The 23066-nt window shown below is 68.4% G+C and carries 20 protein-coding genes and 1 pseudogene; 9 read left to right on the forward strand and 12 right to left on the reverse strand.

Annotated elements, in window-relative coordinates:
* Window positions 1-56 precede the first annotated feature (56 nt).
* From ACZ55A_RS17275 to dnaA, 8 genes are all read right to left on the reverse strand, one after another.
* Complete coding sequence (locus tag ACZ55A_RS17275) at window positions 57-734, reverse strand: DUF3566 domain-containing protein (protein ID WP_468840527.1); 678 nt, start codon at window positions 732-734, stop codon at window positions 57-59.
* A 15-nt stretch (window positions 735-749) separates the two neighbouring features.
* Complete coding sequence (gene gyrA / locus ACZ55A_RS17280) at window positions 750-3350, reverse strand: DNA gyrase subunit A (protein ID WP_468840529.1); 2601 nt, start codon at window positions 3348-3350, stop codon at window positions 750-752.
* A gap of 50 nt (window positions 3351-3400) precedes the next feature.
* Window positions 3401-5455: a DNA topoisomerase (ATP-hydrolyzing) subunit B gene (gyrB, locus tag ACZ55A_RS17285; protein ID WP_468840871.1), complete on the reverse strand. Its 2055-nt coding sequence runs from the start codon at window positions 5453-5455 to the stop codon at window positions 3401-3403.
* A gap of 298 nt (window positions 5456-5753) precedes the next feature.
* Window positions 5754-6287: a DciA family protein gene (locus ACZ55A_RS17290; RefSeq protein ID WP_468840531.1), complete on the reverse strand. Its 534-nt coding sequence runs from the start codon at window positions 6285-6287 to the stop codon at window positions 5754-5756.
* Window positions 6284-7420 (reverse strand): DNA replication/repair protein RecF, encoded by a 1137-nt coding sequence (gene recF / locus ACZ55A_RS17295; RefSeq protein WP_468840533.1) that lies wholly within the window; start codon window positions 7418-7420, stop codon window positions 6284-6286. Before recF ends, ACZ55A_RS17290 begins: the two co-directional genes overlap by 4 nt.
* A gap of 59 nt (window positions 7421-7479) precedes the next feature.
* Complete coding sequence (gene gnd / locus ACZ55A_RS17300) at window positions 7480-8358, reverse strand: phosphogluconate dehydrogenase (NAD(+)-dependent, decarboxylating) (protein ID WP_468840535.1); 879 nt, start codon at window positions 8356-8358, stop codon at window positions 7480-7482.
* A 159-nt stretch (window positions 8359-8517) separates the two neighbouring features.
* Complete coding sequence (gene dnaN, locus ACZ55A_RS17305) at window positions 8518-9648, reverse strand: DNA polymerase III subunit beta (protein ID WP_468840537.1); 1131 nt, start codon at window positions 9646-9648, stop codon at window positions 8518-8520.
* Between the two features lie 988 nt (window positions 9649-10636).
* Complete coding sequence (gene dnaA, locus ACZ55A_RS17310; RefSeq protein ID WP_468840538.1) at window positions 10637-12574, reverse strand: chromosomal replication initiator protein DnaA; 1938 nt, start codon at window positions 12572-12574, stop codon at window positions 10637-10639.
* A 376-nt stretch (window positions 12575-12950) separates the two neighbouring features.
* On the opposite strand from dnaA, the gene rpmH reads away from it, so the two are divergent.
* The 9 genes and pseudogenes from rpmH to ACZ55A_RS17355 all read left to right on the forward strand — a co-directional run bounded on the left by rpmH (window position 12951) and on the right by ACZ55A_RS17355 (window position 19797).
* Window positions 12951-13088: a 50S ribosomal protein L34 gene (rpmH, locus tag ACZ55A_RS17315; RefSeq protein WP_003949374.1), complete on the forward strand. Its 138-nt coding sequence runs from the start codon at window positions 12951-12953 to the stop codon at window positions 13086-13088.
* Between the two features lie 23 nt (window positions 13089-13111).
* A pseudogene (gene rnpA, locus ACZ55A_RS17320) lies at window positions 13112-13471 on the forward strand (ribonuclease P protein component); the annotation flags it as partial.
* A gap of 95 nt (window positions 13472-13566) precedes the next feature.
* Entirely contained in the window at window positions 13567-13884 is a 318-nt protein-coding gene (yidD, locus tag ACZ55A_RS17325) for a membrane protein insertion efficiency factor YidD (RefSeq protein ID WP_030412278.1), read from the forward strand.
* Window positions 13885-13887: 3 nt separating this feature from the next.
* Entirely contained in the window at window positions 13888-15018 is a 1131-nt protein-coding gene (gene yidC, locus ACZ55A_RS17330) for a membrane protein insertase YidC (RefSeq protein ID WP_468840541.1), read from the forward strand.
* Window positions 15019-15032: 14 nt separating this feature from the next.
* A complete protein-coding gene (locus ACZ55A_RS17335; RefSeq protein ID WP_468840543.1) occupies window positions 15033-15539 on the forward strand; it encodes a Jag family protein in 507 nt (168 codons plus the stop codon).
* Window positions 15540-15675: 136 nt separating this feature from the next.
* Window positions 15676-16401 carry a 16S rRNA (guanine(527)-N(7))-methyltransferase RsmG gene (gene rsmG / locus ACZ55A_RS17340; RefSeq protein WP_468840545.1) on the forward strand — a complete coding sequence of 242 codons (726 nt, stop codon included), beginning with the start codon at window positions 15676-15678 and terminating at the stop codon, window positions 16399-16401.
* Between the two features lie 304 nt (window positions 16402-16705).
* Window positions 16706-17776, forward strand: coding sequence for a ParA family protein (locus ACZ55A_RS17345; protein WP_468840873.1), 1071 nt, complete (start codon window positions 16706-16708; stop codon window positions 17774-17776).
* On the forward strand, window positions 17773-18873 hold the full coding sequence (locus tag ACZ55A_RS17350; protein ID WP_468840547.1) for a ParB/RepB/Spo0J family partition protein: 1101 nt from the start codon (window positions 17773-17775) through the stop codon (window positions 18871-18873). Before ACZ55A_RS17345 ends, ACZ55A_RS17350 begins: the two co-directional genes overlap by 4 nt.
* Before the next feature lie 306 nt (window positions 18874-19179).
* Window positions 19180-19797, forward strand: a complete 618-nt coding sequence (locus tag ACZ55A_RS17355) for a GNAT family N-acetyltransferase (RefSeq protein ID WP_468840549.1) — start codon at window positions 19180-19182, stop codon at window positions 19795-19797.
* A gap of 84 nt (window positions 19798-19881) precedes the next feature.
* Here the strand turns inward: ACZ55A_RS17355 and trxA are convergent, their stop codons facing one another.
* The 4 genes from trxA to sigM all read right to left on the reverse strand — a co-directional run bounded on the left by trxA (window position 19882) and on the right by sigM (window position 22969).
* Window positions 19882-20208, reverse strand: coding sequence for a thioredoxin (gene trxA, locus ACZ55A_RS17360; RefSeq protein ID WP_100600786.1), 327 nt, complete (start codon window positions 20206-20208; stop codon window positions 19882-19884).
* Between the two features lie 47 nt (window positions 20209-20255).
* A complete protein-coding gene (gene trxB / locus ACZ55A_RS17365) occupies window positions 20256-21230 on the reverse strand; it encodes a thioredoxin-disulfide reductase (RefSeq protein WP_468840551.1) in 975 nt (324 codons plus the stop codon).
* A gap of 114 nt (window positions 21231-21344) precedes the next feature.
* A complete protein-coding gene (locus ACZ55A_RS17370; protein WP_468840553.1) occupies window positions 21345-22277 on the reverse strand; it encodes an anti-sigma factor family protein in 933 nt (310 codons plus the stop codon).
* A complete protein-coding gene (gene sigM / locus ACZ55A_RS17375) occupies window positions 22274-22969 on the reverse strand; it encodes an RNA polymerase sigma factor SigM (RefSeq protein ID WP_468840555.1) in 696 nt (231 codons plus the stop codon). The genes ACZ55A_RS17370 and sigM overlap by 4 nt, the downstream gene beginning before the upstream one ends.
* Between the last annotated feature and the right edge of the window lie 97 nt (window positions 22970-23066).

Below are 23066 nucleotides of genomic sequence, written 5' to 3' on the forward strand. Positions count from 1 at the left end.
AGAGGCGTTCCCAAAATCGGTTCCCGGGGGCCCGGAAACGCCCTCCCACCGGGGGCTCACTCGTCCTCGGCGAGCGTGAGCTCCACGCCCCCGACGAAGCCGGCCGACAGGTTGTAGATGAAGGCGCCGAGGGTGGCCAGCGCGGTCGCCAGCACCACGTCGATCACCGCGATGATCGACGTGAACAGCAGCACCCGCGGCAGCGACAGGAACCCCTGGAGGTCGAAGCCGCCGCCGTCACCGTTGGCGGTGGCCTCGCTGATCGTCCCGCCGACCGTGGAGAAGACGCCCATCGCGTTCATGACCATCCACAGCACCGCGGCGGCCACGACCGTGCAGATGCCCAGCGCGACGGAGAGCAGGAAGCTGACCTTCATCACCGACCACGGATCGGCGCGCGCCACCCGCAGCCGGGCCTTGCGCGTCCGCGGGGTCGTACGGGCGTCCGTACGCGGTCTGCGGACCGCCTGCCCGTCGTCCGGCCCGGCGTCGGTGGGATACGCCTGAGGCGGCTGATACGGCTGCTGGCGGGCGTCCTGAGCCCCCCGCGGCTGAGGCTGCGGCTGAGGTTGACGGGTATCGGTCACGGGTCCCCCCTGGTGCGAGCCCTCGTCTTGGGGGCCGTTGTCGGAAATGGCGGAGCCACGGGCGCTGTCCGTCACGGTTGCGGGTCCGGACGAGGAATCTTTCCCTGTTCCCGGTCCACCCGCCGTAGCGCCCGTGGCTCCACTCATGACCTGCTCCTTGTGCTACTCCGCCGCGGTCTCGGTGCCCTCGGCCGCCTCGGTCTCCTCGGGCACATCGTCCCCGTCGACCTCTTCGGCCTCACGGCCCGCCTCGGCGTTCCGTGCGATGCCGACGACGGCATCACGCTTGCCCAGGTTGATCAGTTGGACGCCCATGGTGTCACGGCCGGTCTCACGGACTTCGTTGACCCGCGTGCGGATCACGCCACCGCCGAGCGTGATCGCCAGGATCTCATCGGTCTCCTCGACGACCAGCGCGCCGACCAGCGAACCCCGGTCCTCGACGATCTTGGCCGCCTTGATGCCCAGACCGCCGCGGCCCTGGACGCGGTACTCGTCGACCGCGGTGCGCTTGGCGTAGCCGCCGTCGGTGGCGGTGAAGACGAACGTACCGGCACGGACCACATTCATCGAGAGCAGCTCGTCGCCCTCGCGGAAGCTCATGCCCTTCACTCCGGAGGTGGCCCGGCCCATCGGGCGCAGCGCCTCGTCGGTCGCGGTGAACCGGATCGACTGGGCCTTCTTGCTGATCAGCAGCAGATCGTCGGTCTCCGAGACCAGCTCGGCGCCGATCAGCTCGTCGTCCGTGCCGTCCTCCTGCTCGCGCAGGTTGATCGCGATCACACCGCCGGAGCGGGGCGAGTCGTAGTCCTTGAGCGGCGTCTTCTTCACCAGACCGGCCTTGGTGGCGAGCACCAGGTACGGCATGGCCTCGTAGTCGCGGATCGCCAGGATCTGCGCGATCTGCTCGTCCGGCTGGAAGGCGAGGAGGTTGGCCACATGCTGGCCCCGCGCATCGCGTCCCGCGTCCGGCAGCTCGTAGGCCTTGGCGCGGTAGACCCGGCCCTTGTTCGTGAAGAACAGCAGCCAGTGGTGGGTGGTGGAGACGAAGAAGTGGTCGACGATGTCGTCTTCCTTGAGCTTCGTGCCCCGTACGCCCTTGCCGCCGCGCTTCTGCGAGCGGTAGTCGTCGGTCTTCGTGCGCTTCACATAGCCGCCACGGGTGATCGTGACGACGATGTCCTCCTCGGCGATCAGGTCCTCGATGGACATGTCGCCCTCGAAGGGCACCAACTTGGAGCGCCGGTCGTCGCCGAACTTCTCGACGATCGCGGCCAGTTCCTCGCTGATGATCTGGCGCTGGCGCTCCGGGGAGGCCAGGATCGCGTTGTACTCGCTGATCTTGCGCTGGAGCTCGTCGTGCTCGGCGGTGATCTTCTGGCGCTCCAGGGCGGCCAGCCGGCGCAGCTGCATCTCCAGGATCGCGTTCGCCTGGATCTCGTCGATCTCCAGCAGGCCCATCAGGCCCTCGCGCGCGACCTCGACCGTCTCACTGCGCCGGATCAGCGCGATGACCTCGTCGATGGCGTCCAGCGCCTTGAGCAGACCGCGCAGGATGTGCGCCCGCTCCTCGGCCTTGCGCAGCCGGAACTTCGTCCGGCGGACGATGACCTCGACCTGGTGCGTGACCCAGTTACGGATGAACGCGTCCAGGGAGAGCGTGCGCGGCACGCCGTCCACCAGGGCGAGCATGTTCGCGCCGAAGTTCGTCTGGAGATCGGTGTGCTTGTACAGGTTGTTGAGCACGACCTTGGCGACCGCGTCCCGCTTGAGGACGATCACCAGGCGCTGGCCGGTCCGCGAGGAGGTCTCGTCGCGGACGTCCGCGATGCCGCCGATCTTGCCGTCCTTGACCAGGTCGGCGATCTTCTGTGCGAGGTTGTCCGGGTTGACCTGGTAGGGCAGCTCGGTGACCACCAGGCACTGGCGGTTCTGGATCTCCTCGACCTCGACGACGGCCCGCATGGTGATCGAACCGCGGCCCGTGCGGTAGGCCTCCTCGATGCCCTTGCGGCCCACCACCAGCGCGCCGGTGGGGAAGTCCGGGCCCTTGATCCGCTCGATCAGCGCGTCCAGCAGCTCCTCGTGGGAGGCCTCCGGGTGCTCCAGCGCCCACTGGGCACCGGCGGCGACCTCGCGCAGGTTGTGCGGCGGGATGTTGGTGGCCATACCGACCGCGATCCCGGCCGAGCCGTTGATCAGCAGGTTCGGGAAGCGGGACGGCAGGACCGTCGGCTCCTGGTTACGGCCGTCGTAGTTGTCCTGGAAATCGACGGTCTCCTCGTCGATGTCCCGGAGCATCTCCATCGACAGCGGCGCCATCTTGCACTCGGTGTACCGCATGGCCGCGGCCGGGTCGTTGCCCGGAGAGCCGAAGTTGCCGTTGGAGTCGACCAGCGGCATCCGCATCGACCACGGCTGCGCCAGACGCACCAGCGCGTCGTAGATCGAGGAGTCACCGTGCGGGTGGTACGTACCCATGACGTCGCCGACGACGCGGGCGCACTTGTAGAAGCCCTTCTCGGGGCGGTACCCGCCGTCGTACATCGCATACAGGACGCGGCGGTGGACGGGCTTGAGGCCGTCCCGGACGTCCGGCAGCGCACGCGAGACGATGACGGACATCGCGTAGTCGAGGTAGGAGCGCTGCATCTCCGTCTCGAGCCCGACGGGCTCGACGCGCATCCCGACGCCTTCGATGGTGGCGGGCGCGCCCTCGGCGGTCACGCCGTCCGGGGTCACAGGGGGGTTCTCGTCGGCCATGGTGGTTCAAAGTCCTTTCGAGCTGCGGCTGTTGTTCGGGCCGACAGGGCTCAGATGTCGAGGAAGCGGACGTCCTTGGCGTTGCGCTGGATGAACGAGCGGCGTGCCTCGACGTCCTCGCCCATGAGCACCGAGAACAGGTCGTCGGCGCGGGCCGCGTCGTCCAGCGAGACCTGGCCGAGCACACGGTGGTCGGCGTCCATGGTCGTCACCCGCAGCTCCTCGGCGTTCATCTCACCGAGACCCTTGAACCGCTGGACCGAGTCGTCCTTGATCCGCTTGCCGTTCCGCTTGCCGAGCTCGATCAGCTGGTCCCGCTCCGGGTCGGAGTAGGCGTACTCGAAGTCGTCCCGGCCCCACTTGATCTTGTACAGCGGCGGGCGGGAGAGGTAGACGTGGCCGGCCTCGACCAGCGGGCGCATGAAGCGGAAGAGGAACGTCAGCAGCAGGGTGTTGATGTGCTGACCGTCGACGTCGGCGTCCGCCATCAGGATGATCTTGTGATAGCGGAGCTTCTCGATGTCGAAGTCCTCGTGCACACCGGTGCCGAAGGCCGAGATCAGCGCCTGGACCTCGTTGTTCTGGAGGATCTTGTCGACCCGGGCCTTCTCGACGTTGAGGATCTTGCCTCGGATCGGCAGGATCGCCTGGTACTCCGGGTTACGGCCGGACTTGGCCGAGCCGCCGGCGGAGTCACCCTCGACGATGAAGATCTCGCACTTGGTCGGGTCGTTGGACTGGCAGTCGCTCAGCTTGCCCGGCAGCGACGCGGTCTCCAGCAGCCCCTTGCGGCGGGTCAGATCGCGCGCCTTACGGGCGGCCACGCGGGCGGTCGCCGCCTGGATGCCCTTGCGGACGATGTCCGCGGCCTCGTTGGGGTTGCGGTCCAGCCAGTCCGTCAGGTGCTCGTGGACGACCTTCTGCACAAAGGTCTTGGCCTCGGTGTTGCCCAGCTTCGTCTTGGTCTGGCCCTCGAACTGCGGCTCACCGAGCTTGATCGAGATGATCGCCGTCAGACCCTCGCGGATGTCCTCACCCGTGAGGTTGTCGTCCTTCTCGCGCAGCAGCTTCTTGTCTCGGGCGTAACGGTTGATCAGACCGGTCAGCGCGGCGCGGAAGCCCTCTTCGTGGGTGCCGCCCTCGTGGGTGTGGATGGTGTTCGCGAAGCTGTAGACACCCTCGCTGTACTGGGTGTTCCACTGCATCGCCAGCTCGACCGAGAGCATCCGCTCCTTGTCCTCGACCTCCACCGCGACCACCGAGGGGTGTACCAGCTCGCCCTTGCGCGAGTTGAGGTACTTCACGAAGTCGACGATGCCGCCCTCGTAGTGGTACCGGACCGCGAGCGGGTTGCCGTCCTCGTCCACGTGGTCCGGGCGCTCGTCGCGCAGCGCGATCGAGAGGCCCTTGTTGAGGAATGCCATCTCCTGGAAGCGCCGGGAGAGCGTCTCGAAGCTGTACGTGGTGGTCTCGAAGATGTCCGGGTCGGCCCAGAACGTCACCGAGGTGCCGGAGTCCTCGGTGGCCTCGTGCTTGGCCAGCGGGGCGGTCGGCACACCCTGCTTGTACTCCTGCGTCCAGCGGTAGCCGTCCGTGCGGACCTCCACCGCAACGCGCGTCGACAGCGCGTTCACGACGGAGACGCCCACGCCGTGCAGACCACCGGAGACCGCGTAGCCACCGCCGCCGAACTTGCCGCCTGCGTGCAGGACGGTCAGCACGACCTCCACGGCCGGCTTGTTCTCGGACGGCACGATGCCGACGGGGATACCGCGGCCGTTGTCGACCACCCGCACCCCGCCGTCGGGCAGGATCGTCACGTCGATGGTGTCGGCATGCCCGGCCATCGCCTCGTCGACGGAGTTGTCGACGACCTCCTGCACGAGGTGGTGCAGACCGCGCTCGCCGGTCGATCCGATGTACATGCCAGGGCGCTTACGGACCGCGTCCAGGCCTTCGAGGACGGTGATCGCGCTGGCGTCATACGACTTCTCCACCGAGGCGTCGCCCATGGCGCCGGCAGGAACCCCCTCTTCTGTAGAAGCCGTGTTGTTCTCGTTGAGGTCGCCGGAGTCGGCCACGAAGCGCCCTTTCTGGCACAGCACGAGCCCCTTCCGAGCCTGTCGGGTCACCCCGGGGAAGACAGGCGGGAGCGGCTGCGTCGTTCGACATGTTCCGCGAGTGGGCGGGATTGCCACCAGTCTACCGGTAGCGCTGACACTCATGGGGGTTTGCAGGTACCTGAGTCGTCATGTGCCGCCCTGAATCGCCGTCCGCCGACTCCCCATATCCGAGAAGGGGCCCCAGGACGCTCACACGGGCACTCAGCGCTTCCAGCTGTCAACCGGCGGCTACCGTGAGCGGAGTCTCACCCGCCTCAGGGGTTTACTCGTCTCCGGGGGCTCACCCGTAGGTGTCGCCGGGGCCCTTGCTGCCGGGCGCGCGCAGCGCTCCGTACCGGCGCGCGGGACCGCCGGGACCCAGCACCTTGATCAGCTTTACGGTGCCGTGGCCCAGGTCCTCGTTGAGCCGCGCCACCAGCGTCGGAGCCAGCAGCCGCAGCTGCGTCGCCCAGGCCGTCGAATCGCACTGCACCGTCAGCACCCGGGCGTCCTCGTCGTACCGCTGCGGCTCACAGTGCTGCGCCACCTCGGGGCCGACCAGCTGCGGCCAGCGCCCCATCACCCCGCCGACCGCGGCCGGGGTCTCCCAGCCGCGCTCGGTGATCAGCCGGTTGATCGCCGCACCGAGCGGCAGCGGATCGCGGCCGTCCGCCCGCGCGCCGGAGCGCAAGCCCCCGCGCCGGGCCTGCTTCTTCTGCTGGGCGGCCGCGCCCCGCGCACGCGCCTGCTCCTTGGCGGCCACCAGCGCCTGCCGGGCCAGGTCCACACCGGACAGCTCCGGAGGCCTGGGCCGGTCGGGCTGCTGCTCGCTCACGAGGTCACCTTCTCCACAGCGCCGCCGGAGACCGCATAGCGCGCCCCGCTCAGCACACCGGGCACATCGTCGTCCACCGCCGCGGTCACCAGCACCTGCTCGCCCGGCGCCACCAGCTCCGCCAGCCGCTCCCGGCGCCGGGCGTCCAGCTCGGCGAAGACATCGTCGAGGACGAGCACCGGCTCATTGCCCTCGGCACGCAGCAGGTCGTACGAGGCCAGCCGCAGCGCCAGCGCGAACGACCAGGACTCGCCGTGGCTCGCGTACCCCTTGGCCGGCAGCTGCCCCAGCTTGAGCAGCAGATCGTCGCGGTGCGGGCCGACCAGCGTGACCCCGCGCTCGATCTCTCCCTTACGGGCCTCGCCCAGCGCCGCCAGCAGCACGCCGTACAGCTCCTCGCGGTTCGACGCGGCGGCCAGAGCCTCGCCCGCCGATCCGCGATACTCCAGCGCCAGCGGTCCGCCGCCCGGCGCCAGCTGCTCGTACGCCTTGTCCGCGAGCGGTTGCAGCGTGGCGATCAGATCGAGCCGCTGGGCCAGCAGCTCGGCGCCCGCCCGGGCCAGATGCTGGTCCCACACGTCCAGTGTGGACAGGTCCATCTGCCGCCCGCCGTGCCGCCGCGCCAGCGCCGCGGTCTTCAGCAGGGTGTTGCGCTGCTTGAGGACGCGGTCGTAGTCCGAGCGCACCCCGGCCATCCGCGGTGAGCGCGCGGTGATCAGCTCGTCCAGGAACCGCCGGCGCTCGCCGGGGTCGCCCTTGACCAGCGCCAGATCCTCCGGAGCGAACAGCACCGTACGGACGATGCCGAGCACATCACGGGGCCTGACCTGCGAGGACCTGTTGATACGGGCGCGGTTGGCCTTGCCGGGGTTCAGCTCCAGCTCGACCAGCTGCTGCCGTTCGCCCTGGACGACCGCGGCCCGGATGACGGCCCGCTCGGCGCCCATCCGCACCAGGGGAGCATCCGAGGAGACCCGGTGGCTGCCGAGCGTGGCCAGATAGCCGACCGCCTCGACGAGGTTGGTCTTGCCCTGCCCGTTGGGGCCCACGAAAGCCGTGACACCCGGGTCGAGCGGGACCTCGGCCCGGGTGTACGAGCGGAAGTCGGCGAGCGACAGATGCGATACATGCATGGCGGTGCGCCGACCTCCCCCGGCTGCTGCCTGGTACTGCTGCTACTTCGTACTGCTGGTTACTTCTTGCTCTCGACCGCGTGGCCACCGAACTGGTTGCGCAGCGCGGCGATCATCTTCATCTGCGGGGAGTCGTCCTGACGGGACGCGAAGCGCGCGAAGAGCGAGGCCGTGATCGCGGGCAGCGGCACCGCGTTGTCGATCGCGGCTTCCACGGTCCACCGGCCCTCGCCGGAGTCCTGTGCATAACCGCGCAGCTTGTCCAGGTGCTCGTCGTCGTCCAGCGCGTTGACCGCCAGGTCGAGCAGCCAGGAGCGGATGACCGTGCCCTCCTGCCACGAGCGGAAGACCTCGCGGACGTCGGTGACCGAGTCGACCTTCTCCAGCAGCTCCCAGCCCTCGGCGAAGGCCTGCATCATCGCGTACTCGATGCCGTTGTGGACCATCTTGGCGAAGTGGCCCGCGCCGACCTTGCCGGCGTGCACCGAGCCGAACTCGCCCTCCGGCTTGAGGGCGTCGAAGACCGGCTGCACCTTGGCGACATGGTCCGCCTCGCCGCCGTACATCAGCGCATAGCCGTTCTCCAGGCCCCAGACACCGCCGGAGACGCCGCAGTCGACGAAGCCGATGCCCTTGGCCTTCAGCTCCTCGGCGTGCTTCTCGTCGTCGGTCCAGCGGGAGTTGCCGCCGTCGACGACGATGTCGCCCGGCGAGAGCAGCTCGGCCAGCTCGTCGATCGTGGACTGGGTGGCGGCGCCGGCCGGCACCATGACCCAGACCACCCGCGGCCCCTTGAGCTTGTCCACAAGCTCCCGGAGGCTGTTGACATCCGCCAGGTCCGGGTTGCGGTCGTATCCGACGACGGTGTGGCCGGCGCGGCGAATGCGCTCGCGCATATTGCCGCCCATCTTGCCGAGACCGACGAGGCCGAGCTCCATCAGAGACCCTCTTTGCACGTAGTCGTTGCGTTGGTACCCGAGTCCGAGCCTACGCCCGCAGGTCCGTGCACAGCTGTGGGCTCAGCCGCTCATCAGGGCCCTGTCAGCCGGTCGCCGCAAGGGCTCCGATGAGCGGCCGGGCGCTCGGTTCCGGCACCGTCAGCCCGACAGCCGCACCGGCATGATCAGGTACTTGTACGCGTCGTCGGCCTCGGCGTCCTTGGCGGGGCGGCCGCTCAGCAGCGCCGGCTTCGTGGAGGTCGTGAAGGACAGCTGCGCCACCGGGGAGTCGATGGCCGACAGGCCCTCCAGCAGGAAGCCGGGGTTGAAGGCGATCGAGATGTCGTCGCCGTCCAGGTCCGCGTCGACCCGCTCAACAGCCTGTGCATCGTCGCTGGAGCCGGCCTCCAGGATCAGCACACCCTGCTCGAAGCTCAGCCGGACCGGGGTGTTCCGCTCGGCGACCAGGGCCACACGCTTGACGGCCTCGACGAACGGGGCGGTCTCGATCACGGCGACCGAATTGAACTCGGTCGGGAAGAGCGTGCGGTACTTCGGGAGGTCGCCCTCCAGCAGCCGCGTCGTCGTCCGCCGCCCGGCGCCCTCGAAGCCGATCAGGCCCTCGCCCTGGCCGGAGCCGGAGAGCGCGAGCGTGACGGTGTCGCCGCTGCTCAGGGACTTGGCGGTGTCCAGCAGCGTCTTGGCGGGGACCAGCGCGACCGCGGAGGCGTCCGGGCTCTCCGGCTTCCACAGGAACTCACGCACCGCGAAGCGGTAACGGTCGGTGGAGGCCAGGGTGACCGTGTCGCCCTCGATCTCGATCCGTACGCCGGTGAGCACCGGGAGGGTGTCGTCCCGGCCGGCGGCGATGGCCACCTGGGCGGCGGCCGCGGCGAAGACCTCACCGGGCACGGTGCCGGTGGCGGTGGGCATCGTCGGCAGGGCCGGGTACTCCTCCACAGGAAGGGTGTGGAGGGTGAACCGCGAGGAGCCGCAGACGACGGTGACCCGTACACCGTCGGTGGAAATCTCCACCGGGCGGTTGGGGAGCGCACGGCAGATGTCGGCGAGCAGCCGGCCGGAGACGAGGACCGTGCCCTCCTCTTCGACCTCGGCGTCCACCGAGACCCGCGCGGAGACCTCATAGTCGAAGCCGGAGAGGCTCAGTGCGCCGTCCTCCGCCTTCAGCAGCAGGCCCGCGAGGACGGGCACCGGCGGACGGGCCGGGAGGCTCTTGGCCGCCCAGGCCACTGCCTCCGCGAGTACATCGCGCTCCACCCGGATCTTCACCGGAAACCGCCTCCTGCTGTTGCTGGCTCTCGCCCTGCTGGCCTTCGTCGTCGGCTCAGTTGCCGGAGACCAGTCTGACGCACACCACCGACAGTCGGTGCGGCTCGGGGTCAAGTCGACTCGACCGGTCCCGGACGCTCGGCGGCCAACTTGTGCACAGGCCCCGTTTCCGAGCGAGTTCCCCGGTAGATATCCGTGGTCGTAGTAGTAGGGCCTGTGGAAACCGTGGACAACTGCTTTCGCGCAGGTCAGAGCAGATTTTTTGTCCACCGACCCTGTGGGTGGCGGCCGTGGAAAAACCGGGGGTTCTGTGGACCGACGAAAGTTCTGCACACCCGATGCACAGGCAAGGGGCACTTCTCCCCAGTGCCGTCCCCAGCTTTACCCAGGTTCCCCACAGCCCAACCCGGCACCTTGGTGTGACCGCTTTCACTCGGCCCGGTGAGGGCGGGTGTTGCGTTGCCGAACAGTGGACAGGGGTGTGGAGAAGCTGGGGATTGCTGGGGACAACAGCGGCTCAGCTGTGGGCGGCCGGTGGACAAGACATCCACCTCCCTGTGGACGAAATCTCTGTCCACAACCTGTGGAAGGCGGTTGGCCACAAATCCACACCCGGTTGACCTCCCCCGATGCTCCCTCAACACACCGGCCTGTGGATCCCACAGGGATAACTTTCCCCTCCCCAGGGTGTGGACGGAAGAATCTTGCCCAATCTGTGGAGAGAGGCCGTGACCAGGCACGGAATCGAACACCGCCGGCGCGCTCCACAGGTTTGGGACAGGCCCGGGGAGGGGTAGCGGGCGGCCCCCGGCCCGTACGGAATGCCCGTCCGGGCGTCCCCGCGCACCGTTACGAGCCCCTTCTGCGCGCCGCTCCGAGCCCGTTCCGTGCACCGCTCCGCACGCCGCGTACGACGAAGGGCGCCCCGGGTACGGGTCCCGGAGCGCCCCTGGATGCGCCTGCGGCGAGCGGCCGGCCTGGGCCGCCGTCAGCCGTTCTTGATGCGGTTGGTCAGCTCGGTGACCTGGTTGTAGATCGACCGCCGCTCCGCCATCAGCGCGCGGATCTTGCGGTCCGCGTGCATCACGGTCGTATGGTCCCGGCCGCCGAACTGCGCGCCGATCTTCGGCAGCGAGAGATCGGTCAGCTCACGGCACAGATACATGGCGATCTGGCGGGCGGTCACCAGCACCCGGCTGCGGGACGAGCCGCACAGATCGTCGATGGTCAGCCCGAAGTAGTCGGCGGTGGACGCCATGATCGCGGTCGCGGTGATCTCCGGTGCGGCGTCCTCGCCCCCGGGGATCAGATCCTTCAGCACGATCTCGGTCAGCCCCAGGTCCACCGGCTGCCGGTTGAGCGAGGCGAACGCGGTGACCCGGATCAGCGCGCCCTCCAGCTCGCGGATGTTGCGCGAGATCCGCGACGCGATGAACTCCAGCACCTCCGGAGGCGCGTTCAGCTGCTCCTGCACGGCCTTCTTGCGGAGGATCGCGATCCGGGTCTCCAGCTCGGGCGGCTGGACGTCGGTGATCAGGCCCCACTCGAAGCGGTTGCGCAGCCGGTCCTCCAGAGTGACCAGCTGCTTCGGCGGCCGGTCACTGGAGAGCACGATCTGCTTGTTGGCGTTGTGCAGCGTATTGAAGGTGTGGAAGAACTCCTCCTGCGTCGACTCCTTGCTCGCCAGGAACTGGATGTCGTCGACGAGCAGGATGTCCATGTCGCGGTAGCGCTTGCGGAACGCGTCCGCCTTGCCGTCCCGGATGGAGTTGATGAACTCGTTGGTGAACTCCTCCGAGCTCACGTACCGCACCCGGGTACCCGGATAGAGGCTCCGCGCGTAGTGCCCGATCGCATGCAGCAGGTGGGTCTTGCCGAGGCCCGACTCCCCGTAGATGAACAGGGGGTTGTACGCCTTGGCCGGTGCCTCGGCGACGGCGACCGCGGCCGCGTGCGCAAAGCGGTTCGAGGCACCGATGACGAAGGTGTCGAAGAGGTACTTCGGGTTCAGCCGCGCCGTCGGCTCACCGGGGCCGGTGGCCGGCGCGGGCTGCGCGGCGAGCGGACTGGGCGCACCGCTGGGCGCAGGCAGTACGGCACCCGGGCCGGAGCGGCCGTTGTGACCACCGGGCTGGTGCTCGCCGAGGTCGCGGCGCTGCTGTTCGTACGGGGAGCGGCCGCCGTCGGAGTGCTGCGGGGGGCCGCTGCGGTCGGGGCCCTGCGCGCGGTAGTCGTTCTGCGGCTGCTGATGCTGCGGGGAGGACGACGGGGAACCGTACGGCTCCCGCCACTGCTCCGTGGAGGTCTCGCGCTCGGGGAAGCCGCCGAGGTGCTGCTGCTGCCAGCCGTAGTCCTCGCGCGGGCCGGGGCCGCCGGCCATCGTGCCGGAGTGCTGCGGCCAGGAGCCGGGCTCGTGCCGGGGCTGCTGGTAGTCGGCGTAGGCGGGCCGGACGCCGGGCAGGTCGTCGCCCTGGTGTCCGTAGCCCTGCCGGGCGTCGTGGCGGGCCTCGTGCCGAGGCTCGTAGTCGTACGCATCGTGCTGCTGTGGTGGCTGATGCGGCTGCTGATGCGGCTGCTGATGGCGCGCGGGCTGCTGAGACGGCTGGTGCTGCTGGTGCTGCTGAGCGTGCGGGGCCGGCGCTGCGGGCTCGTCGGAGGAGTCGTCGACGGTGATCGCGATCCGGATCGGGCGGCCGCACTCATGGCTGAGGGCCTCCCCGATCAGCGGCGCCAGCCGGCCCTCGAGCACGCCCTTGGCGAATTCATTGGGGACGGCGAGCAGGGCGGTGTCGGCGACCAGCGCCAGCGGCTGGGTGCGCTTGAGCCAGTCCTGGTCCTTGGGCTTGAGGCCGTCGGCCTCTGAGCGGAGGAGATGGTCGAGCACGCGGGGCCACACTGCGGCAAGATCGGCAGGTACGTCAGCCACAGGGCACGCTCTCTCACAGTCCCACGAATGTGTGATTCTCAGGACGGGCGGGAAGGAATCGGAGTTCAGCCACGGTAGTCAGGGCGGGCCTGGGGATTCAAGTTGTTGTCCACAGGCTGTGCATAGTGTGTCCTGACAAGAGGCCGCTCGCGCTGCCAAGGAGCCGGTTTGACCGGATGGCGTAGCCGCGCGTACCGTGACCAGGTCGAGTTGTCGATGGCTGCTGCCGCCTGCCTCCGATGGGCAAAGATCGCGCTCTGGTGATCGTGTAGCGGTGCACTTAGGCGTTGCGAGCTACTCGTGGGCGCACGGTGACAGCCAACGACGCCCCACATCCTGTCTCGCTTGAGACAACAAGCATTCCTGGAGCCCCCGAGTGAGCAAGCGCACCTTCCAGCCGAACAACCGCCGTCGCGCGAAGACCCACGGCTTCCGTCTGCGCATGCGGACCCGTGCCGGCCGCGCGATTCTCGCGTCCCGCCGTGGCAAGGGTCGCGCCCGCCTGTCGGCCTGAGCAGCCAGACCTAGGTCCATGACGTGCTGCCTACCGAAAATCGGCTGAGGCGGCGCGAGGACTTTGCGACCGCGGTACGCCGGGGACGCAGGGCCGGGCGCCCGCTCCTTGTCGTTCATTGTCGTAGCGGTGCAACGGACCCGCACGGGTCGGGGGAATGCGTTCCCCTGACGCGTGCGGGTTTCGTCGTGAGCAAGGCCGTTGGCAACGCGGTCGTGCGCAACAGAGTCAAGCGGAGACTTCGCCATCTCATGCGCGACCGGCTGGACCGGCTCCCCGCCGGTAGCCTGGTTGTCGTACGGGCCCTGCCCGGCGCGGGTGACGCGGACCACGATCAGCTGGCCCGCGACCTGGATGCCGCTCTCGAGCGGCTGCTGGGAGGGGTGCCGAAAGGCTGCAATCCCACGGGGGCTGTGACCGACGGCGGCAGCGCCGCGGGCCCCCGGCACCCCGGCCGGGACCCGGGAGGGAGCGCACAGTGAAGTACCCGCTGCTGCTTTTGATCAAGATCTATCAGTGGACCATCAGCCCCCTGCTGGGCCCGGTCTGCAAGTACTACCCGTCGTGCTCGCACTATGGCTACACGGCCATCGACCGGCACGGCGCGGTGAAAGGGACTGCGCTGACAGCCTGGCGCATCCTGCGCTGCAACCCGTGGTCGCTCGGTGGCGTCGACCACGTCCCTCCCCGGAAGCGTCCGGTCTGGCATCAGCGGCTGAGGAGCCGTCTGGGTGGGACTGCTGTCCATGAGCCCGCCGCCCAGCCCGAGACTCAGCCCAACGCCCAAGGAGCCTGATTCGTGGACACGATCCTCGGTCCCCTCTATACCGCTGTTTCCTGGATCATCGTCCAGTTCCACTCGTTCTACAGCCTGATGTTCGACAGGAACAGTGGCGCGGCGTGGGGTCTGTCCATCGTCTCGCTGGTGGTGCTGATCCGTATCTGCCTGATCCCGCTCTTCGTGAAGCAGATCAAGTCGACGCGGAACATGCAGGCGCTCCAGCCGAAGATGAAGGCGATCCAGGAGCGCTACAAGAGCGACAAGCAGCGCCAGTCCGAAGAGATGATGAAGCTCTACAAGGAGACGGGCACCAACCCGCTCTCGAGCTGTCTCCCGATTCTGGCCCAGTCGCCGTTCTTCATCGCGCTGTATCAGGTCTTGAACCACATCGCGAACAACCAGACCGTCGGCGTCATCAACCAGTCGCTGCTGGACAGCGCCAACAAGGCGCACATCTTCGGTGCCCCGCTGGCCGCGAAGTTCATGGACGACGCGGAGAAGATCGAGAGCCTCGGCGCTTCCCTGACCGACGTTCGCGTGGTCACGGTCATCATGATCATCCTGATGTCGGCGTCGCAGTTCTACACGCAGCGCCAGCTGATGACCAAGAACGTCGACCTCACGGTGAAGACGCCGTTCATGCAGCAGCAGAAGATGCTGATGTACGTCTTCCCGATCATGTTCGCCGTCTTCGGTATCAACTTCCCCGTCGGTGTTCTCGTGTACTGGCTGACCACCAACGTGTGGACCATGGGCCAGCAGATGTTCGTCATCCGTCGTAACCCGACTCCGGGCAGCAAGGCCTTCGAGGAGCGCCAGGAGCGGCTGCGGGCCAAGGGCAAGATCGTCGAGGACCCGGCCCAGGTCGCGGCGAAGAAGGCCGTCGAGGAGGCGCGCCAGCACCGCCAGCAGCCCAAGCGCCAGACGAAGGCCAAGCGGCAGACCGGCGGCGGTGCCCCGGCCGGCGGTGCGCAGAACCGCACGCGGGCCGGATCGGCGGGCGCCGGTCAGGGCGGCGCGAAGAAGCAGTCGCTGGAGAAGAAGGACGCGCAGGAGGGCGAGGAGAAGGGCGGCGCCTCCGGGTCCCGCACCACCAAGTCCGGACAGCGCAAGGGCCAGCAGCGTCCCAAGCACCCGTCGAAGAAGTAAGAAGGAGTCCTTTCGTGACGGACACGACCCCTGCCGCCGAGGGCACCGACACCCTGACCCGCCTGGAGCAGGAAGGCGAGATCGCGGCCGACTACCTCGAGGGTCTGCTGGACATCGCCGACCTCGACGGTGACATCGACATGGACGTCGAGGCCGACCGTGCCGCCGTGTCGATCATCAGCGACTCGACCAGCCGTGACCTCCAGAAGCTGGTGGGCCGCGACGGTGAGGTGCTGGAGGCGTTGCAGGAGCTGACCCGGCTGGCCGTGCACCGGGAGACCGGTGACCGCAGCCGTCTGATGCTGGACATCGCCGGCTTCCGGGCGCGTAAGCGTGAGCAGCTCACCGAGATCGGCGCCAAGGCGGTGGAGGAGGCCAAGGGCACCGGCAAGCCGGTCAAGCTCGACCCGATGACGCCGTTCGAGCGCAAGGTCGTCCATGACGCGGTGGCGGCGGCCGGCCTGCGGAGCGAGTCCGAGGGCGAGGAGCCGCAGCGTCGCGTGGTCGTCCTCCCGGCCTGACCGCTCATCGCTTCCGTTTTTCTTTGGCCCCGTCTGCTCGCAGGCGGGGCCAAAAGTTGTCAGCGTTCTGTGTTATTCCGGGTGCGTAGGCCCGGGTTCCCGGCAGGAAAAGCAGTCCAGAGGAAGGGCGGTTCCCGTGACGGAGGCAGCAGCGGAGCTCCCTCCCGCGCCGAAAGCGGCGCAGGAGGTATTCGGCGAGCGCTTTCCGGAGGCCGTGCGGTACGGCGAACTGCTCGCCGACGCGGGGGTGAAGCGAGGGCTGATCGGCCCGCGTGAGGTCCCGCGGCTGTGGGAGCGGCACCTGCTGAACTGCGCGGTGCTCTCCGAGGTGGTGCCCGAGGGCGTCTCGGTCTGCGATGTGGGTTCGGGGGCCGGGCTCCCCGGTATCCCGCTGGCGCTGGTGCGGCCGGATCTGAAGATCACGCTCCTTGAGCCCCTGCTGCGGCGGACGACCTTCCTCCAGGAGGTCGTCGAGCTGCTCGGCCTTGACCATGTCACGGTGGTACGGGGACGGGCCGAAGAGGTCATGGGCAAGCTTCCGCCGGTGCATGTGGTGACCGCGCGCGCCGTGGCCCCGCTCGACCGGCTGGCCGGCTGGGGCGTTCCGCTGTTGCGTCCTTACGGCCAGATGCTCGCGCTCAAGGGCGATGCCGCGGAGGAGGAGCTCAAGGGAGCCCGGGCGGCGCTGAGCAAGCTCGGCGTGGTGGAGACCTCGGTGGTGCATGTGGGCGAGGGGATCGTGGATCCGCCGTCGACGGTGGTGCGGGTCGAGGTGGGCGAGAGCCCTGGTGGTGTGCGCTTCGCTGCCAAGCGGGCGAAGGCGGCACGCGTCAGCCGTGCGTCGAGGGGGCGCCGGCGCTGAGGCCTTCCGCCGGAACTGTACGGCCGGCATTGAGGCGAGGATGTCCCTTTCCGCGGCATAGCGGAATGAGGGAATTCCGTAAAAGCCATCAAAACGGTACAAGACGGAGTGTCGCGGCTCATTCGGGCGCGACGCTGGCATCGTGTTTCACGTGAAACGTCGTTCTCTGCTGCAAGGGATCATCGGTCGCGGTCGTGCGGCCGCCGCGCCGCGCGACCGTAAGCCCACAAGGGTCACGGAAGTATCCACAGATGTGGATTCGTCCACAGGAGAACGGACCTCACTGGTTCACGACACCGAAAGCATGGCAGGCTCTGAACATTGCGAGCCTGATGTCGAGGAGAGTGAATCCTTGCGGTCCGACGCCAACATCGCGGGACCGATGACCGATCCGGTCCCCGGTCCCCGTAGCGAGTCGTTCGGGGACGACGTTTCACGTGAAACGCCGCCCCCGATGGACGACACCCCGATCGGTCGTGCAGCTCAGCTGGCGGTGGAGGCACTTGGCCGCGCGGGTGAGGGGCTTCCCCGGCCTGAACAGACCCGGGTCATGGTGGTTGCCAACCAGAAGGGCGGGGTCGGTAAGACCACGACCACGGTGAACCTGGCGGCCTCGCTTGCCCTGCACGGGGCACGGGTTCTGGTGATCGACCTCGACCCCCAGGGCAACGCATCGACCGCACTGGGGATCGACCACCACTCCGAAGTGCCGTCGATCTATGACGTGCTGGTGGAGAGCAAGCCACTCTCCGATGTGGTGCAGCCGGTCGTGGATGTGGAGGGGCTGTTCTGCGCGCCCGCCACGATCGATCTGGCCGGCGCCGAGATCGAGCTGGTCTCGCTGGTGGCACGCGAGAGCCGGCTGGACCGGGCCATCAAGGCCTACGAACAGCCGCTGGACTACATCTTCATCGACTGCCCGCCCTCGCTCGGCCTGCTGACCGTCAATGCACTGGTCGCCGGGGCCGAGGTGCTGATCCCGATTCAGTGCGAGTACTACGCACTTGAAGGGCTCGGCCAGCTGCTGCGGAACGTCGATCTGGTGCGGGGGCATCTCAACCCCAAGCTCCATGTCTCGACGATCCTGCTCACCATGTACGACGGGCGTACCCGGCTGGCCTCGCAGGTCGCCGACGAGGTGCGCAACCACTTCGGCCACGAGGTGCTCCGTACGAGCATTCCGCGCTCGGTGCGTATCTCCGAGGCACCCAGCTATGGGCAGACAGTGCTCACCTATGACCCGGGATCCAGCGGCTCGCTCTCCTACCTGGAGGCGGCCCGAGAGATCGCGTTGCGTGGGGTCCCGCAGACCGGGGGCCAGGGCCTCAGCGTCAACTATGAAGCACAGCACAGCATCTCGGAGGGGACTCAGTGAGCGAACGACGTAGAGGCCTGGGCCGTGGGCTCGGTGCGCTGATCCCCGCGGCACCGCAGAGCACGGACCATGTAGGGCCCACAGGGGGACAGGGGGCGACGTCACCCTCGTCGGTACCGGTCCTGACCCCGGAGCGAGGCGTGGCTGCGGCCAAGGTGGCCTCGCTTGCCGGCCGCGGTGTTTCACGTGAAACGGAGGCGCCGGCCGGGGACGAGACCTTGGCAGCGGGCCTGTCGCACGTGGCCGGTGCGCACTTCGCCGAGGTGCCGCTGGATGCCATCACACCGAACCCGCGTCAGCCGCGTACGGTCTTCGACGAGGACGCCCTTGCCGAGCTGGTCACCTCCATCAAGGAGGTGGGGCTGCTCCAGCCGGTGGTGGTCCGTCAGACGGGCCCGGACAAGTACGAGCTCATCATGGGCGAGCGCCGCTGGCGGGCTTCCCGTGAGGCCGGGCTGGAGAAGATCCCCGCGATCGTCCGGGAAACCGAGGACGAGAAGCTTCTCCTCGACGCGCTCCTGGAGAATCTCCACCGGGCACAGCTCAACCCGCTGGAAGAGGCCGCCGCCTACGACCAGCTGCTGAAGGACTTCAAGTGCACGCATGACGAGCTGGCCGACCGGATCGGACGCTCGCGTCCGCAGGTCTCCAACACTCTGCGGCTGCTGAATCTCTCGCCGTCGGTGCAGAACCGGCTCGCCGCGGGGGTGCTCTCCGCGGGACACGCCCGTGCCCTGCTCTCCGTGGAGGACTCGGAGGAGCAGGACCAGCTGGCACGCCGCATCGTGGCGGAGGGGCTGTCGGTGCGCACGGTCGAGGAGATCGTGAAGCTGATGGGCTCGGAGCCCAAGAGCGCGAGCAAGGCGAAGGGGCCCCGTGCGGGTACCCGGGTGTCCCCCGCGCTCACCGGCCTCGCCACCCGTCTGTCGGACCGCTTCGAGACCCGGGTGAAGGTCGACCTGGGGCAGAAGAAGGGCAAGATCGTGGTCGAGTTCGCCTCGATAGAGGATCTGGAGCGGATCCTCGGCACGCTCGCCCCCGGTGAGGGGCCCGTCCTCGGCCAGTCGCTGGCAGAGGAGAAGAGCGAAGAAGAGTGAGCTGAAGCCTTGGCTCCTGGCGGGCCGTGTTCCGGAATCCGTACCGGAACACGGCCCGCCCTTTGCTCTCGCACGGTACCCGTGCCCGTAAAGGGTGGATACGATGCGTTCGGGTATGGCACGCATCCACGTGGAGACGCCTCAGAGCGAGGAGAGGGCCATGCGAACGGTGAGCCGCACCGGACTGCTGGCAGTGGGGTTCGGACTTGCAGCCGTCGGAGGGTTCGTTGGCGGTCTGCTCAGAGAGCAGGCAACGCTGACGGTGCTCCGTGGTGCGGCAGGCGAGAGAAGTGAGGACCTGGTTTCATGGGCCGTCGGCTCGTACCGCTCACCTTGGACAACCTTCCGGATCTCCCCAAGCGCTGCCGCTCCTGCGTCTTCTGGGAGCTCGACCCCGTCAGCGGCGAGGCTGCGGTAAAGGCGGGGCGCCCCGAGCTGGAGAAGGAAGCCTGGATCTCGGCGGTGCTGCTGGAGTGGGGATCCTGTGGGCGGGTTGTCTATGTCGACGAAGTGCCTGTGGGGTTTGTGATGTACGCACCGCCGGCCTATGTGCCGCGCTCTACGGCCTTTCCCACCAGCCCTGTGTCGGCGGATGCGGTCCAGCTGCTGACGGCCTGGCTGATCCCCGGGTACCAGGGGCAGGGACTGGGGCGAGTGATGGTCCAGACGGTCGCCAAGGACCTCATCCAGCGTGGCTTCAAGGCCATCGAGGCGTTCGGCGACGCCCGCTGGACCGAGCCGGCGTGTGTGCTGCCTGCCGAACATCTCCTCGCGGTGGGCTTCAAGACCGTACGGCCCCACCCTCGCTTCCCGCGGCTGCGCCTTGAGCTGCGGACCACGATCTCGTGGAAGGAAGATGTGGAGCTGGCACTGGACCGTCTCCTGGGAGCCGTCCAGAAGGAACCGGCGCTGCGGCCGCTGTGAAGCAGACCGTTTCACGTGAAACGGAGAACGGGCCCGCCTCTCGATGAGGGTGGGCCCGTTTCACGTGAAACCAGACGGCAGGACTCAGGCGAGGTAGTCCGCCAGGTCGCGCTCGATCGCGGCCTTCGGCTTGGCGCCGACGATGGTCTTCACGACCTCGCCGTCCTTGTAGACGTTCATCGTCGGGATCGACATGACGCCGTACTTGGCGGTGGTCGCCGGGTTCTCATCGGTGTTGAGCTTGGCGATGACGATCTCGTCGTGCTCGGCGGCAATGGCCTCCAGGGACGGGGCGATCTGGCGGCACGGGCCGCACCAGGTGGCCCAGAAGTCCACGAGGACGGGCTTGTCGCTCTTGAGGACGACCTCTTCGAAGTTGTCGTCCGTAACGGTCACCGTGGCGCCGGCCATGGCAATCTCCTTACTGGGTGGGTGTTGGGAAAGCTGGGGTGCGCGGATCAGGCCGAGGGGGTCTTCTCCGGCTCGGGGGTCGCCTCACCGTCCGACAGCGCCGCGAGGAACCGCTCGGCGTCGAGGGCAGCGGCGCAGCCCGTGCCGGCCGCGGTGATCGCCTGGCGGTAGGTGTGGTCGACGACATCGCCGGCCGCGAAGACACCGGACAGGTTCGTACGGGTGCTGGGCGCATCGACCTTGAGGTAGCCCTCGTCATCGAGGTTCAGCTGGCCCTTGAACAGCTCGGTCCGCGGGTCATGGCCGATCGCGATGAACAGGCCCGTGACGGGCAGTTCGGAGGTCTCACCGGTCTTGACGTTGCGCAGCGTCAGACCCGAGAGCTTGCTCTCACCGTGGATCTCGGCGACCTCGCTGTCCCAGACGAACTTGATCTTCGGGTCGGCGAAGGCGCGGTCCTGCATCGCCTTGCTGGCCCGCAGGGTGTCACGACGGTGGACGACCGTGACCGACTTGGCGAAGCGGGAGAGGAAGGTGGCCTCCTCCATGGAGGTGTCGCCGCCGCCGATGACGGCGATGTCCTGGTCCTTGAAGAAGAACCCGTCACAGGTGGCACACCAGGAGACGCCACGGCCGGACAGTTCGTCCTCACGGGGCAGACCGAGCTTGCGGTGCTGGGAGCCGGTGCTGACGATGACCGTCTTCGCACGGTGCACATTGCCCGCGGTGTCGGTGACCGTCTTGATCTCCTCGGAGAGGTCGACCGCCACGATGTCGTCCGGCACCAGCTCAGCGCCGAAGCGCTCGGCCTGGGCGCGCATGTTGTCCATGAGGTCCGGCCCCATGATGCCGTCGCGGAAACCGGGGAAGTTCTCCACGTCGGTGGTGTTCATCAGCGCGCCTCCGGCGGTGACGGCACCTTCGAAGACCAGCGGCTTCAGGGACGCGCGGGCGGTGTAGAGCGCTGCGGTGTAGCCCGCGGGCCCGGAGCCGATGATGATCACGTTGCGGACGTCGCTCACGGGTGTCTTCCTTGTCTCTGCCGACGGCTTGCTGGGGCTCTCGGAACTCTCACCCCACCCAACGGATCCTACGGGGCGAGCATTCCCGGAGTGTCACAGCGCACGTCTCGTCGCTCAGTCTCGCTGGTACGAGTCCGACAGCAGGACCTTTCCGGGGACCGGCGGTGTGGCGGAGACACAGGAGGACGCGACGACATACGCCGAGACCCGCTTCGGGTCGGCCGGAGCCGGCAGCACGACGAGGAAGGCGTCCTTGCCCTGGTAGCGGGTGTGGCTGGACGCGAGCGGAGCTTCCGAACGCCCGATGCCCCGCTGGACACACGACGGGACGGTGCTGGCGCTGCCCCGCAGCGGGGTATCGGGGGAGCTTCGGGCGCCGAGGTCCGGAGCCTTGTGCGCACTCTTGGACGCGAGCAGAGCGTGAACATGTGATTCAAGGCTGGCGGCGGTCAGGGCGTCCGTACTGCCCATGCTCTTCTCGGTGGTCGAGGTGGTCTGGCTCGGGTGGGTTGCCTGGGGGCTGTTCACGGCGACGTTCTGGAGAAGAACGCTGCCAAGGCCGACGACCGCCGCGGCTGCTGCGGTGCCGAGCAGAATCCGAGGCGAGCGCCTCGAACGGGACGCACGGCCACCGGGAGCATGGCGGCCCGGTCCGGAGGCGCTCCTGGGCCGCCCGGCGGGCCGGGAGGGCTGCGTTACGCGGCCGGAAGACCCGGTCTCGGTTTCACGTGAAACGCAGACCGGGGCAGCGGCCGTTTCACGTGAAACATGGACCCTGGCGCCAGGCGTGGTGCGGTCCAGCAAGACCTCGGCCGCGAGGGCGGCATCGATGCGCCCGGCGACATCGGCCGGCATCCGTGTCGGACCCGGGAGCGTACCGAGCAGTCCCCGGATCTCTTTCAGGGACGCGTAGACGTCCTCGCACAGCGGGCAGCGGGCCAGATGGTGGCGCAGATCCGCGGTGCGGGAGGGGGAGAGCAGCCCATCCGTGAGATCGGAGATCTCGGAGACCTCCGGGTGCTCACCCGTGCCGGTCGTCGACGTCACGCTCGCCCACCTCCGCCCTTCACGGCACCTGTGTCCTTCGGCCCTGCCGTCGGTGGGACGGATGTCCCCTGCGCCCGGTTCCTTCCCCCGCTCGCGGGTTCGCTACCCCCGCGGTCGGCGCGCAGATGGGTGACCAACGGAAGGAGCCGGGCGCGGCCCCGTGCGCAGCGGCTCTTCACCGTTCCGGTCGGGACATCGAGGATCGCCGCTGCCTCGGCCACCGGGTAGGCCTGCATATCGACGAGCACAAGAGCGGCACGCTGCTCCTCGGGCAGGGTGTGCAGGGCCCGGAGCAGCTCACGGTGCAGATCTTTCCGCTCGGCGGGGGCCGCGGCCGATTCCTCGGGCTCCAGCAACTGCTCCAGCCGCTCGGTCTCGGCGACCGGTGAGGTACGTCGGGAGGCGGTCTTACGGGCCCGGTCCAGACAGGCATTGACCGTGATGCGGTGCAGCCAGGTGGTCACGGCGGACTGTCCGCGGAAGGTGTGGGCGGCGCGATAGGCGGAGACCAAGGCGTCCTGGACGGCGTCGGCGGCTTCCTCGCGGTCACCGAGGGTGCGCAGTGCCACCGCCCAGAGCCGGTCGCGGTGCCGCCGGACGATCTCCCCGAAGGCCTCGGGGTCGCCTTTCACATGCAACGCAAGGAGATCGGCGTCGGTTGGTGTCGAAGCCTCGTCGCTGTCGGTGGACACGGGCCCCCCGGCCGTAGCTGCCTGATCTCGGTCCCATTGAAGCCCGCCAGGTCATGAATGTAAATGCGGGACTCCGGCCGGAAATCGGACCGGAGCC

This window comes from Streptomyces sp. NPDC034111, assembly GCF_055575375.1.

Excerpts from the sequence above, each read along its gene's own strand:
- ACZ55A_RS17275 (WP_468840527.1), bottom strand. The coding sequence starts at position 734 with ATGAGTGGAGCCACGGGCGCTACGGCGGGTGGACCGGGAACAGGGAAA.
- gyrA (WP_468840529.1), bottom strand. The coding sequence starts at position 3,350 with ATGGCCGACGAGAACCCCCCTGTGACCCCGGACGGCGTGACCGCCGAG.
- recF (WP_468840533.1), bottom strand. The coding sequence starts at position 7,420 with ATGCATGTATCGCATCTGTCGCTCGCCGACTTCCGCTCGTACACCCGG.
- gnd (WP_468840535.1), bottom strand. The coding sequence starts at position 8,358 with ATGGAGCTCGGCCTCGTCGGTCTCGGCAAGATGGGCGGCAATATGCGC.
- ACZ55A_RS17345 (WP_468840873.1), top strand. The coding sequence starts at position 16,706 with ATGGCAGGCTCTGAACATTGCGAGCCTGATGTCGAGGAGAGTGAATCC.
- ACZ55A_RS17355 (WP_468840549.1), top strand. The coding sequence starts at position 19,180 with ATGGGCCGTCGGCTCGTACCGCTCACCTTGGACAACCTTCCGGATCTC.
- trxA (WP_100600786.1), bottom strand. The coding sequence starts at position 20,208 with ATGGCCGGCGCCACGGTGACCGTTACGGACGACAACTTCGAAGAGGTC.